Origin of the sequence: Hymenobacter gelipurpurascens, assembly GCF_900187375.1 — a bacterium.
GTDB lineage: Bacteria > Bacteroidota > Bacteroidia > Cytophagales > Hymenobacteraceae > Hymenobacter > Hymenobacter gelipurpurascens.
Window position 1 is genome coordinate 854075 of sequence record NZ_FYEW01000002.1, and the last position, 13330, is coordinate 867404.

Consider the following 13330-nt stretch of genomic DNA (forward strand, 5'->3'; position numbering starts at 1 on the left):
TCAGTAAGAAAGCGCTGCTTTTTCTATTTACAAGTGGCCTAGGCCTTGTCGAAAATACTGAAAACTGGCCGACTGATTTCTTTCTGGGTCCAGATGTGGACTGATGGTTTCTGCCCACTCCACTTTGGCTTTTCCCGCCAGATAATACTTGCCTTCCTGCAACACGCGCCACAGAGTTTCCCAAGTATCCGAAATAGCATCGGGGTCGTGTGGTAGGCCACTAAAATGTTGCGGACGGACTCGTGGATAAGCTGTTTGAATAGCTTCCCGGTCGCCGAGAAACCACGCTTCCAACTCCTGCACAGCCAGGCGCGTGATGATGCGGAAGGGTTGCCCGACAGCCGTGGTTTTGGTCAGCAGGCCTACATCGGCCACTACCTTTTCCAGTTCTGCTTTCCGGCGTCGGCAGTCTGTGTCGGCATCCATCAGGATTACGACCCGCAAATCGGGCTGGTGCGGAAACTGGCGAGCGTAAGTCTTCAGGCGGCCGGGCAACCGCTGAAACAGGTCGGTTTTGCCGCGGTGGGGGTAACAGCTCCACGTAGCATCGGGTGGCAGCAGCTTGGGAAGCAGAATATTCAGCGCAGCCTCCGCCGAGGGTTCTTCCAGCAGGAACTCGATGTGCATGCTACTGCGCGGCTGAAGTGCGTGGTGCTAATGGGTCGCCGAGGCGGAAGAAGTTGCTGGTCCAGAGGTAGCCCAGTGGCGAACCATCTTCCACCAGCTCCTTCACCTGCGGAATGTCGGCCGTGCGCGTGGCCTGGGTGTAGCCATCAGCGCCGCGGTCCAGAATCCAGACCTGCTCCGGCTCCAGTGCATCCAGCAGAAAAGGCGAATGAGTAGCTACCAGCAGCTGCCTCGTTTCAGTGACCTTGATCAGCTCCTCGGCCAAACGAGGCAGCAGGCGCGGGTGCAGCTCGTTTTCAGGCTCTTCAAGGCCTAGTAGGCCAGTAGCATTCGGCTCATATAGCAGCGTGAGCAGGGCTGCTAGCCGCATCGTGCCTTCCGACATATACTGGGCCGGCAGAGGCTTCTCAAATGAGGCATCCTTGAAGCGCAGTAACAGTCTCTCATCGGAAGTAATTTCCGTCACGATATCTGCTAGGCCAGGTACCCAGCGCCGCAACTGCGCGGTGATACGAGCCAGCGCCTCAGGGTGCTTGGTGTGCAGGTAATACAGCACGTTGGGTAGGTTGTCGCCATTGGCCGATAACTTCTCCCGCGGCCCTGCATCGGAATAGCCTTTCAGATGATCGTCGGTGAGGTGGATGTAACGGTAGGTTTCTATAAGATTCTTGATAGCATGTGCATAAGGACTAATTTTAAGGTTGTATGCAAATGCATACCCTAATACTGATATATCCCTTGCTCCCAAATACATCCTCTTGTTAAAAGAGGGTTTCTCCCGTCCCTCCTCATCATGATCTGAAAAGACTATATCTGATGTTAGCCCTGTAAAACCTTCCTTATCAGAAGTAAAGGTTTTAAACAATTTTCCCTCGCCAAATATTCTCCCATCAGGCAAGTAAAACCCCTCTTCCGGAACAGTGAGCTTATTATCGTCACCGTCTATGTGTAGATAATATCTAATATTCCCTAGTTCGCTATTTAACCCCACTTCAAACTCAATTGGTCCTTCACTTGCGCGCGTACGCATCCCTGCAAACCGATTTCTATCCTGCCAGGCCTGTTGCAGGTTACCACTTACCGCTTCGGCCAGAAATGCCAGCGCGTCAAGGACTGTGGATTTTCCACTGCCGTTAGGGCCGATGAACACCGTCAGGGGCGTTAGGTCGCGCAGCTCCACGTCACGCAGGGCGCGGTAGTTTTTGATGCGTAAGTAAGTGAGGCGGGGAAAACCGGAAGCCGCAGCAGCGTCAGACATGGAGCAGTAATGTATTTGCTACAAAGTACGTGGGTTTGCCAGAATGTATATAAAACACTGGCCTAGCGGCGGGCGGCTACCACTCGGCTTTCAGTACCGACATGATGAGCTTATCGTGGAACTGGCCGTTGCGCAAGCAGGCTTCCCGCAGGCGGCCTTCCACTCTGAAACCGGCCTTCTCGTAGGCCCGCACCCCGCCCACATTCGGTTCCGATACCGTGAGCATGATGCGGTTGAGGTGGAGCTGGGTGAAGCCCAAGACCAGCACTTGCTTCGTTACCTCGGTGCCCACGCCCTGGCCCCAGCAGGCTCTCTCGCCCAAGAAGATAAAGTACTCGCCTGATTGGTTGAGCCGGGAAATGCCGGAGATGCCCGCGTAGCCGAGTAGCTCGTTGGTGCCCTGCCGGAAGACGCCGAGGTTGAGGCTGCTGTCGTCGCGGAGGGTGCGGGCAAACCAGTCGTCAATCTGGGCCTCCGTGGTCATGGTCTGGAACGCCGAGAGGGAATACTCGATTACTTCCGGGTCCCGGATCCAGCGGTAGAAGTGGCCTACGTGTTCGGGTCGCAGCGGGGCTAGCGTAATCATGCGGAGCGGTTTTGAGCGAAGGTAGGGTGCTTCTACTGGCTTAGGGAATTGGGCACCTCTACGCTTCTGCTTGCACCTGATAACTAGTTTAATTTCAGCTTTTTCTACTAGACCCAATCCGCACGCAAATCCACTTCGTAGCTTTTTTCATCACGGATTTATCTCACCTAAACTCCTAAAAATGAAAAACAAGCTCTACTTCGGCCAGCTCCTCGCTACTGCCGGACTTTTCTGTGCGCTGGTTGGCTGCGAAAAGGCAACCGATGATGCCACCATGGCTCCTGCAAACAGTAGCACCAGCGACGTTAGACGGGCAGAGCTGCCTTTTCGCTTTTACGCTCTGGCGGGCGGCCACCAGCTAGACGCGTTCGAAGGTTCGGCGCCCGAACGGCCGATAAACTCGGTGGTTATCTCGGGCCTACAGAACGGCGAGGCCATCTTGGCCATCGACTTCCGCCCCGCCACCGGGCAGCTATACGGGTTAGGCAGTAGCAGCCGGCTTTATGTGATAAATCCGCAAACCGGTGCCGCCCGCGCCATTGGCACCCAGGCCTTTACGCCGGCGCTTTCCGGCTCGGTGGCCGGCTTCGATTTTAACCCCACCGTCGACCGTATTCGGGTAGTGACCGAGGCCGGGCAGAACCTGCGTCTGAACCCCGAAACTGGTACCGTGGCCGCCATTGATGGCACTATTAACGGGGTGAGCGGAGCAATGCTGGCTGGAGCTGCCTACACCAACAACGTAGCCGGCGCCACCACTACCACCCTCTACGACATTGATATTGCCACCCAAAAGCTCTACAAGCAGCTGCCGCCCAACGATGGCACTCTGGTAGAAGTAGGCGACCTGAAGATCAAGGTAATCGGCAACGGCGGCTTCGATATAGTACCCGGCTCCGACTTGGCCCTAGGCCTGTTTGAAGTCAACAAGAAGCCTACCCTCTTCCAAGTAGACCTGACCACGGGTGCGGCCCGCATCCTGGCCAAATACGACAAGGACGAGCAGTATACGGGCCTCGCCATTCAGACCCAGCCAGTGGCCTACGCCGTGAATGCCGCCAATCAGCTCCTGATTTTTAACCCTACCGCTCCCGGCACATCTGTTGCCAAACCCATAACGGGCCTAGGGAGCGGCGAAACTGTAGTGGGGCTTGATTTCCGGCCCGTGAACGGGCAGCTGTATGCCGTGAGCAGCAACAGCCGTTTGTTTACGCTGAACGCTTCTTCGGGCGCGGCTGCGCTGGTGGCTACGCTTAGCATGCCACTGGCGGGCACTTCCTTCGGGGTCGATTTTAACCCGGTGGTTGACCGCATTCGGGTGGTGAGCAACACGGGCCAGAACCTGCGCATCAACCCCGCCGATGGGGTAGCCATCAAAGACGGCAACCTCAACCCCGGCATGCCCGCGGTTACGGGAGCGGCCTACGCCAACAATGTAGCCGGCACCGCCACCACTACGCTTTATGATATTGATGTAGCCAGCGACAAGCTGTTTCGGCAGATGCCGCCCAACGACGGCACCTTGTTAGAAGTAGGCGCGCTGGGCGTGAATGCGGAAGCCTCGACCGGCTTCGATATTGGGGGCACCAGCAACCAAGCATATGCTCTGCTGAACGTAGCCGGCCAGACTGGGCTCTACCGCATCAATACTACCACGGGGCGGGCCGAGCGTGTGGGCGACTTCTCCGGGCCCGTTTCCGGGTTCACCATTGGCCTAGGGTTCTAGGAATGTAGCCGTTCGTGCTTTATTGCGCTTCTAACACCAACATGCTTTGGATCCAAAAAGGCCCCGCCACTATGTGTGGCGGGGCCTTTTTTATGGGTATGCGGGCATTGCGTGTATGGGCAACCAGCTCGGATAGACGTGTGCACCTGCTTCATGGCCCCGTACGGAACTCTCGTTTCTGCTGCTGTAGTGCCCGCTAGGATGCTCCCGCAGCAAAGCTTATTTGCTACTTAGGACGGGTTGCGGGGCTTTGCCGAGCACTTTGCGTTTAAGCCAAGCGCGCACAGGCTCATCGTAGAGTTTGAGGGAGGCGTAGGCCAGTAGCAGGATAAACCCAAAGAGGCCTAGCGCTACAGGCAGCGCTTGCCCCGGTGTGGGCTTCTTCTGGATAACCCAATCGGTGTAGAGGTTGATGAACGGATAGTGCGTGACGTAGATGGGGTACGATATGGCCCCAAGAAACTTGCAGCCCCGCGCCCAGGTGCCGCTTACCTGCCCGCCAGCACCGGCGGCTACTATCAGCGGAAATGCCAGCACAATGCAGGCCGCCTCATAGAGGCCATTGAGGGGAAAGTAGGGCAGACAAAACAGCACCGCCAAGGCCAAAGAACACAACGGAAACGCATAAGGCAGCCGCACCAGCCGGCCCGCCCGAAACAGCAAGAGCCCCGCAAAAAACGGATACAGCATCCGGATGGGTGCAATCCAGAGGGTTTTGTGGGCCCAGCCCGTAGCAATATTGCCCTGGTCTATAGCTACCCAGGCCAGGGCTACGCCACTCAGAACAACCAGCAACCAGAGCCCGCGCTGGGGCAGCCGGCGGCCCACCACGGCGTAAAGGATGTTGGCTACGTACTCCTGCAGCAACGACCACAGCGGCCCATTCAGGGCGTGGGTTTCGTCCCAACCGCGCACATCGGGGGCGGGCAGCAGCGTGAACGTGATGAGCATTACGCCCAACAGCTTCAGGGCGCTTATGCCTTGTGCACCCGCCGGAGCGTAGGGGTCAAGCCAGAAGCACAACCCTCCGAGCAGCACACTCAGCAGAATAAGCGGATGCAGCCGCACCACCCTGATTTTGAGAAACTCCCACGGCGTCATGCGCCCCCATCGGTCGTCGTAGGCATAGCCCACCACAAACCCTGATAGCAGAAAGAAAAAATCTACGGCCAGGTAGCCGTGGTGGATGGGGTGCTGGGCATAGTTAGGAAAATGTACCTCCAGCACGTGAAAAATGACCACAAGAACTGCGGCCACGCCCCGCAGGCCGTCGAGGATAGGGTAGTGAGGTTTCATAGGCAGCGGGAAGGTGCAAAAAAGCCGCGTACCCATTCCGGTGGGCTGATTAGTTGCGCAGAGTTGCAGGTAGCAGAACCAGCCCCCGCGTCTGACTTTAAGGTGGTTTTATCAGGTCCCACTGCCTGCTACTCGCTGCTTATAGTGGCCTAGAGCGTACCCCTACTGAGCAGCGCGCGAGAGCACAGCCACCGGCACGCTGCCCGAGAGCAGAGTTAGCTGGTTATCGGCGCTGAGTTGGAAGGTGAGGCCGGGCGTGTTGAGCACCGTCAGGACCTGTTGCTCTACGTTGGGACCCACGCAGGCCATGCGGGTGGAGGCCACCTGCCCGAAGCTGAGCGCGTTGCCGGTGGCCGTGTAGCTACCCATGAGGCGGTTGCAGCTGGTAAAGCCCGAAATCCGGCCAGTAGCTGTCTCGAAAATCAGCTGGGCGGGGCGACTGGCATCGGAGGTGGGCACGGCCGTACCGTTGAGCGCCGTGAACGTCCAGGTGCCGTTGAGCTGGGCCGGGTCGGAGGTGGTGGCAGGAGCGCTGGCACTGGTATCGGGGGCCGTAGTGGCAGCGGCTTCGGTGGTTTTCTGGCTGCAGCTACTCAGGGCCACGCCCAGGCTCAGGGCAACTAAAAGGCTCAAACGAATCATAAGCACGCAGATGTATGGAGTGATAGATATCTAAACTCAACTGTATTTCTGAAACTAAGTTACATCCGCAATGCGGTGCCTCGCTGAAACAGGCTGCGCTGCGGCATGGTGATATGGGCTGTAGCTATTTTCTCATAAACCGCAAAAAGAGTGGCCTAGGCCACTCTTTTTACTGGTAGGAGCGCAGTAGGCCACTACGTAAGCCAGCGGTATTTTAGGTAATAACATGCTCCTGCTCCACGGGCATGATGTTCTGGTTTACCCGAAACAGGTTGTTGGGGTCGTATTGGGCTTTGATGTGGGCCAGGCGGCTGTAGTTGAGGCCGTAGGTGGCGCGTACCCGCTCGTTGCCTTCGTCCATCATGAAGTTTACATAGGCGCCCCCGGCCGAGTAGGGGTGCAGGGCTTCCCAGTAGGTTTTGGCCCAGGCCGTGATTTTCTCTTCATTGGCCGCATCGGGGTCTACGCCTACAATTACCATGGCAAACTGGGCGTCGCGGTAGTTCCAGGCGGTTTCTTTGCGGCCGATGCGGGAGGCAGCCCCATTGATGGGGTACAGGTGCATGCTGGAATGCATGGTGGGCAGCAGGGCCGCAAACCGCTCGTGCTGGGTAATGGCCTCATCGGAAAGCTCATTCACGAAATCGGCCTTCCAGTACCACTGCAAACCCGGCGGATATAGCCCATCGAACATGCTTTGCATGGCGGGGATGGGCAAGGGGCCTACCAAATCCAGCGCGGGGGTTTTGAAGGCGCGTATGCCGCGGAAAGCCGCTTCCGTTTCGGCCTCCGGGCCATTGTAGCACCACACAATGCCGCACATTTTGCGCAGGTGCAGGTGCTCCGGGAACGGCGGACCGGGCGGCACCGTCAGGAAAGCAAAGAAGCCGCTGATGTTTTCGGGGGCAGTACGCATGAAGTTCTCGAACCAGCGCAGCAGGTTGCCGGCTTCTTCCAGGGGCCAGAGCATGGGGCCGCCCTGCACCATGTTGGCGGCATGCACCCGAAACAGGAAGGAAGTAACCACCCCAAAATTTCCGCCGCCACCCCGCAGCGCCCAGAACAAATCGGGGTTTTGGGTAGCCGAGGCCTTCACGAAGCGGCCATCGGCCAGCACCACATCGGCTTCCAGCAGGCTATCAATGGTGAGGCCATATTGGCGGGTGAGGTAGCCCAGGCCACCGCCCAGCGTAAGGCCGGCCACGCCGGTAGTGGAGATAATGCCGCCGGGCAAAGCCAGCCCGAAGGCGTGCGTGGCGTGGTCTACATCGCCTAGGGTACAGCCGCCTTCCACCAGCACAGTGCGCGCCTCGGGGTCTACATGAATGCCGCGCATCAAACTCAAGTCGATGACCATGCCGTTGTCGCACATGCCCATGCCGGCCCCGCTGTGCCCCCCACCCCGGATGGCCACCAGCAGCTGCTCTTTCCGGGCAAATTTGACGGCCGCTATTACGTCGGCCACATCGGCGCAACGCACGATAAAGGCGGGGTGCTTATCAATCATGCCGTTGTACACATGGCGGGCTTCTTCGTAGGCCACATCGCCGGGCATAATCAGCTGCCCGCGCAAACTTAGGGGCAGCTGTGTACTGATTTCTTCCGCTAACATACCAAATCGGAAAAAATGATAAAGGGGCCGAAACGGCCAGCGAGCAGGCCTACCGCAGGGCAGGCATCGGGGGGCACTGGCGCATGCGCAACCAGACCAAATTGCATATGGTAATTTACTAATAAATCTTATGCCTTTAGCGAGGACAACTCGAAATCCTTCCGTCACCCAGCTCGTCATTACCCCAAGCCGCTGGTGGTAGCTCACTGGTCTACAACAAAAAACCCCACCACATCTGGCAGGGCTTTTTGGTGCAGGAGTGGCCTAGGCCACCTGTGCTGGCGGCGTTAGAAGCCGCTCACGTTCAGACGGCCACCGGTTACGCATTTACCTGATAGCGAAGACGTAGGGGTGGCACTATTGAGGATAGCGGCTTTGATGGTGGCAGCTGAGGAGCCCGGATGACTGGCCGCGTATAGCGCTGCAGCGCCCGTAACGTGGGGCGTAGCCATGGAAGTACCGCTGTACGACTCATAGATGCTGAAAGCCGTGCTCGACCAAATGCCGGAGCCGGGAGCCCCGATATCGACGGTAGTAGCGCCGTAGTTGGAGAAGCTGGACCTAGCGCCTGTGGAGGTAATGGCCGCTACGGCAATTACGTTGGCTTGCGGCAGATTGGAGGGGTAGCTGGCCGTAGCATCGTTGTTATCCCCTACGCCGTCGCTGCCACCGTTGCCGGCCGCGGCTATGAACAGGATGTCGGCGATGTTAGCCCGCGTTACGGCATCAGACAGCGCCTGCGAAAAGCCCCCGCCACCCCAAGAGTTGTTGCTGGCTACAATGTTCAGACTGTGACGCGTTTTCAGGTCGTTGAGATAATCTACGGCTTTCACGGCGTTAGCGGTGGTGCCACCGCGGCGGCCCAGGAACTTCGTGGAAATGATGGTGACGCTCCAGTTCATACCGGCTACGCCCTGGCCGTTATTGGCTTTGGCGCCAATCGTGCCCGATACGTGCGTGCCGTGGTCGTCGAGGCTGCCGCGGCTGCCACCGTCGTAGATGGTGTTGTCGTTGCCATCGAAGTCCCAACCATGGATGTCGTCGATGTAGCCGTTGCCGTCGTTGTCTATACCATCGGCCTTATCATAAGGATTGGTCCAGATCTGGCCAGCTAGGTCAGGATGTTCGAACTGAATGCCTTCGTCGATAATGCCTACGAACACACCGGCTGAGCCCGTATGATTAGCGGCCCAGGCCGTAGAGGCTTGGCTGCCATACGCATTCTTGGCATCGAGCCCCCACAGCGAGCCATTTGTGAAATAGGGGTCAGCGGAAACGACGCTGTGCGTGTAGAGGTAGTTAGGCTCGGCGTATTCTACCTCTAGGCCACCGCGCATTTTGCCAATGGCCTCCAAAGCGGTTAAGGGTGTGCGCACCACCAAAAGGCCTTCCTTCTCGCCGGCCCGCTGCATGGCTTTGGTCAGGATTTTCTCCGATACTTTGCCGCTGATATGAGCCAGCGCGTTGCTTTTAGCCGTTTCCGATGCGCCGGCCTTGAACTTCACCAGAAGCTCGTTGGCCACATAGTCCTTGCCCGGCTCGCCAGCAGCATTAGCCGACTGAGTTTGCGCGAGGCTATCCGACGCGGAAGAATCAAAGTTGCTTTCGCAGCTGCCTAAGGCAAATGCTGAAACAAGCCCAGCGGCCAACCAGGAAGTGCGCGTGATGGATGGGTGGAGTAATTTCATGAGTTTGTAGAAAGGTTGTGGAAGGAAGAGAGATGAATTTCCAGCTAACTAGCTGCTGAACAGTTGCTACAGAGCAAGCCATTTTCCAACTGGGCTATGAAGCCAGGCAATGAACATCTGTAAGTTTACAAGATTTTATTGTCTATTGCCAGGAATATTTAGCCCAATTTGTGACATGCCTTTTGCGGAATATTGCTGGCTTCTGAGCCGCCCTTGGCCGCCCCAGGAGTGGCTTAGGAGTGGCCTAGCCCGGCCCGGCAGCAGACCATACCTGCACCAGCCGCCCGGGTAGCTCTCTAGGCCACCTCACCCAGACTTGGTTTTTATAAAGCCGCCCGTAGGCGTTGCAGGCACTGCCTTCCTTTGTTTGCCTCTGCCAAATGCTCCAGAAAAAGCTCAACTATACTCATCCGCCACTGCCCTTGCACACGTATCTTGCACTCTCGCTCGGCGCCCGTTTCTCACCCCGTCGGCATGTTAGGCTTATGCTAGTGCCTGGAGGGTGAGCCACGCAATTCCATTTCATGCATCATATCGTGTACATGAGCCGGGCCGTGCGCCCGTTGTCCGACCAGGACTTGCAACAACTGCTGGCCCAGTGCCGTCACGACAATGCCCTGCACCACGTAACGGGCGTGCTGTTTTATAGCCACGGTAATATCGCGCAGCTGATTGAGGGCGACCCGGCTATTCTGGGGCCGCTGTATGAAAAAATTGCCCAGGATGGACGCCACTCCAACGTCCGGCAGCTCATCAACCGGCCCATTACCCGCCGCAGCTTTCCCCACTGGTCAATGGCGTTTCATCCGCTCGAAACCGAGGGATTCTCGTCGCTGGAAGGATTTTTTCTGCCCAACCAGGTGCCGCCCACTCCCGAAACGCTCACCATTGCCGATGCCATGCTGGTAGACCTGGTACGTCAGGCCGTATTCGGGGCAGATGTGGCACCGGCGGCCGTGCCCGCCTAGGCCACTTTTTTGCGCCAGTGCCTACTTTTGCGGCACCTCTCCATCCTTTCTTACCTCATGCACGAACATCAGCTTCAGAGTATTCTCCGGCATATGCCTGCTGGCATTGTTACCCTCTTGGGGCCGGAACTGCGCTATGGGTTCGTGAATGAGGCCATGCAAGCCCTGTTGGGCGGCGATACGCCCGAGGGCCAATCATTGGCTGAGCACCCAGGAGTGCTGGCCGCCGATTTGCTGGAGGTGATGCAGCAGGTGTACCGCTCGGGCAGGCCCTATGTAGCTAAAGCCTACCCATTGGCTTATCCTGAGCCCGATGGCAGCGTCCTGTCCCGTTACTACGACTTGGCCCTGGAGCCCCTCACCGACGAGCAGGATCAGCCGCAGGGCTTGCTGTTGTTTGCCGTGGATGTTACGGCGCAGGAAGAGGCCCGCCAACGCGCCCACGAGCTGGCCCTGGAAACCCGCCGCCTCGATGCCCGCTTACGGGTACTCACGGAAACGGCTCCGCAGATTATTTTTACCGTTGATGCGGCCGGCGCCTACGAGTACGTAAGCCCCCAGTGGTACTACTTTACGGGGCAGCCCCCTACCGCCGACCTCAACGCCATCTGGCCGCTGCTCATCCACCCCGAAGACCGACTGCGGGTGCTCTACCAGGCCGACTCTGCCCGGGCCGCCGGCGTGGGCTGGAGCTTCGAATACCGTATGCGCCGCCACGATGGACAATACCGCTGGGTGCTGAGCCGCGCGCTGCCGGAGCTGCACGCCCCCGATAAACCCGTGTTCTGGCACGGAGCCGTTACGGAGGTGCATGACCAGCGCGAGCTGGCCGAAGTTCTGCGCCGCGGCGAAGCCGAGCTTCGCTTTCTGGCCGACAGCATTCTGCAGCTGATCTGGACGGCCACGGCCGAAGGGTTTATCGATTATTACAACCAGCACACGGCCGAGTACACGGGCCTTACTTCCGATGAGCTGGGCCCTACAGGCTGGATTGCTCTGCTTGACTCCACGGAGCAGGCCGCCGCCGCCCGGCGTTGGGTGCAGTGCGTGGCCTCCGGCGAAGACTACGAGGGCCTGTACCGCATGCGCCGCCACGATGGGCAGTACCGCTGGCACATCATTCGGGCGCGGCGCCTGGCCGACTCCAGGGGGCTGCGCTGGTTTGGGGCCTGCACCGATGTTGACGACCAGCACCGCCTGCGTGAGGTACTCCAGACCCAGTACGACGAGCTGGCCCGCACCAACCGCGACCTGGACACCTTTGTGTACACCGCCTCCCACGATCTGAAGCAGCCGCTGTTTAATCTGCGCGGGCTGTTTGAGGAATTGCGCCGCGCCGCCACCTTCCACGACCCCGAGCGGGAGGTGCTGCTGGAGATGGTAGACGAAGCCTTGCGCCAACTGGACGGCACGTTGCAGGAGCTGGCCGCTACCGTGCAAGATCAGCGCGAACTGGCCGCCCCTACGGAGGAGCTGGACCTGCGCAGTGTGGCCGAGGAGGTACTATTGGGAATGCGCCTGCAGGTGCAGGAAGCGGGTGCTACCTTCCAGCTGAACGTAACGCAGGCCCCCACGCTGGTGTATGGCCGCGCCAATCTGCGCAGCGTGCTGCACAATCTGCTCACGAATGCCCTGAAGTTTGCCCACCCCGAGCGGCTGCTTGAGGTGCACATCACCAGCACGCTTTCGGAGAGCGGGCAGCCGCAGTTGTGGGTGCAGGACAATGGCCTAGGCATGGCTGTAGGCCATGAAACAGCTCCCACGTTCCACCCCTTCGAGCGGCAGCACCCGCACATTGCCGGGGCCGGCGTAGGACTCTATCTGGTGCAGCGCATTATTGATACCCGCGGGGGGCATCTGGAAGTGAAGAGCACCGTAGGCCAGGGTACCACCTTCATCATCCACTGGTTCGAGTAAGGAGCCGCTAGCGGGCGCTCAGCCGGGAGGAGTACCTGCGTTTGCTGCCTTTCTGAGGTGCACGCTGGGGCGCGGCCGGAGCAGCAGGTGCGGTAAAGACCACGGGCATCTCACAGACCACCGTTACGGCCCGGCCTTCCAGCCGCCCCGGCACCCAGGTAGAGGGTATCAGCTTTACAACGCGCAAGGCCTCCGCATCGCAGCCGCCCCCGAGCTTCTTGACTATCTTGTAGTTGGAGGTTTTGCCTTCGCTGTCAATCAGAAATGCAATCCAGGCCGTGCCGCCGATTCGACTTTTCTGGGCCTGCGGCGGATAGTGCAGGTTCTGCCGAACCACGCGCTGCATGGCCTCTAGGCCACCTATGTACATGGGTTTCTTCTCTAGCTGCAGCGTATCGCGGCAGTCATCTTCTTCACTCCAGAGCTTAAACACGCGCCGGTCGTGGGCGGGCGGGCGGCTGAACAGTACCTGCTGATAGGTATAGTCGTAGTTCTGCTCCAGCGTGCCCTCGGGCGTGTAGAACTCCCACATGCCCACTTTCTGATCCTGATAGTAGGTGCCTCGCTCCCGGATGGTTTCACCGTCGGCGTAATACTCCGTCCAGGTGCTGTCCTTCTGGCCGTTGGTGTAATGGCCGCTGGTGAGAAGCTGGTTCTTCTTGCCTATGTACTTCTGGTAGGGTCCCTGTTTCTTGGTTTTGTCAGCAGAAAGCACCGAGTAGGCCTCCTTGAAAACGGGGTTCTGGCTTACCACTACTACCTTTTTCAGCGCTTGCCCAAAACTAGCCTGTGGCGCACTCAGTAGAAGGAAACTCAGGAAGAACCAAACAAAAAATTGATAGAATTTTACCATAAACAAGCACCCCAACGGCCCTCAAGCACACAAAACAAACGAAACACGCTTCCGCCGGAGTTGAAGGCAGACCTACCAACGGATTTGGCTAAATATAAAAAATCAAAGCCATACGCCTCGCAAACCAGGCAGGTTATTTCTTGCTGGCCGCCCATAG

Annotated in this window: 11 protein-coding genes; 3 read left to right on the plus strand and 8 right to left on the minus strand. The window is 58.4% G+C overall.

Going from position 1 to position 13330, the window contains the following annotated elements:
• Nucleotides 1–27: 27 nt before the first annotated feature.
• From CFT68_RS15430 to CFT68_RS15440, 3 genes are all read right to left on the minus strand, one after another.
• Complete coding sequence (locus tag CFT68_RS15430; protein ID WP_088844429.1) at nt 28–627, minus strand: DUF4276 family protein; 600 nt, start codon at nt 625–627, stop codon at nt 28–30.
• A 1-nt stretch (nt 628) separates the two neighbouring features.
• Complete coding sequence (locus CFT68_RS15435) at nt 629–1885, minus strand: AAA family ATPase (protein WP_088844430.1); 1257 nt, start codon at nt 1883–1885, stop codon at nt 629–631.
• Between the two features lie 76 nt (nt 1886–1961).
• Nucleotides 1962–2471 (minus strand): GNAT family N-acetyltransferase, encoded by a 510-nt coding sequence (locus tag CFT68_RS15440; RefSeq protein WP_088844431.1) that lies wholly within the window; start codon nt 2469–2471, stop codon nt 1962–1964.
• A gap of 181 nt (nt 2472–2652) precedes the next feature.
• On the opposite strand from CFT68_RS15440, the gene CFT68_RS15445 reads away from it, so the two are divergent.
• Entirely contained in the window at nt 2653–4197 is a 1545-nt protein-coding gene (locus CFT68_RS15445; protein ID WP_245815407.1) for a DUF4394 domain-containing protein, read from the plus strand.
• 219 nt (nt 4198–4416) lie between these two features.
• Here CFT68_RS15445 and CFT68_RS15450 read toward each other — a convergent pair whose 3' ends face one another.
• From CFT68_RS15450 to CFT68_RS15465, 4 genes are all read right to left on the minus strand, one after another.
• The gene (locus CFT68_RS15450; RefSeq protein WP_088845100.1) at nt 4417–5493 is read right to left on the minus strand and encodes an acyltransferase family protein; all 1077 of its coding nucleotides are present in this window, start codon (nt 5491–5493) and stop codon (nt 4417–4419) included.
• A 162-nt stretch (nt 5494–5655) separates the two neighbouring features.
• Nucleotides 5656–6135, minus strand: a complete 480-nt coding sequence (locus tag CFT68_RS15455; RefSeq protein WP_088844432.1) for an META domain-containing protein — start codon at nt 6133–6135, stop codon at nt 5656–5658.
• Nucleotides 6136–6349: 214 nt separating this feature from the next.
• Nucleotides 6350–7747, minus strand: coding sequence for an FAD-binding oxidoreductase (locus CFT68_RS15460; protein WP_088844433.1), 1398 nt, complete (start codon nt 7745–7747; stop codon nt 6350–6352).
• A 287-nt stretch (nt 7748–8034) separates the two neighbouring features.
• On the minus strand, nt 8035–9435 hold the full coding sequence (locus CFT68_RS15465) for a S8 family peptidase (RefSeq protein WP_088844434.1): 1401 nt from the start codon (nt 9433–9435) through the stop codon (nt 8035–8037).
• A 524-nt stretch (nt 9436–9959) separates the two neighbouring features.
• Here CFT68_RS15465 and CFT68_RS15470 point away from each other — a divergent pair.
• Nucleotides 9960–10403, plus strand: a complete 444-nt coding sequence (locus CFT68_RS15470; protein ID WP_088844435.1) for a BLUF domain-containing protein — start codon at nt 9960–9962, stop codon at nt 10401–10403.
• 93 nt (nt 10404–10496) lie between these two features.
• Nucleotides 10497–12320, plus strand: coding sequence for a PAS domain-containing sensor histidine kinase (locus CFT68_RS15475; protein ID WP_170934821.1), 1824 nt, complete (start codon nt 10497–10499; stop codon nt 12318–12320).
• 7 nt (nt 12321–12327) lie between these two features.
• Here the strand turns inward: CFT68_RS15475 and CFT68_RS15480 are convergent, their stop codons facing one another.
• Nucleotides 12328–13173, minus strand: coding sequence for an energy transducer TonB (locus CFT68_RS15480; protein WP_088844437.1), 846 nt, complete (start codon nt 13171–13173; stop codon nt 12328–12330).
• Between the last annotated feature and the right edge of the window lie 157 nt (nt 13174–13330).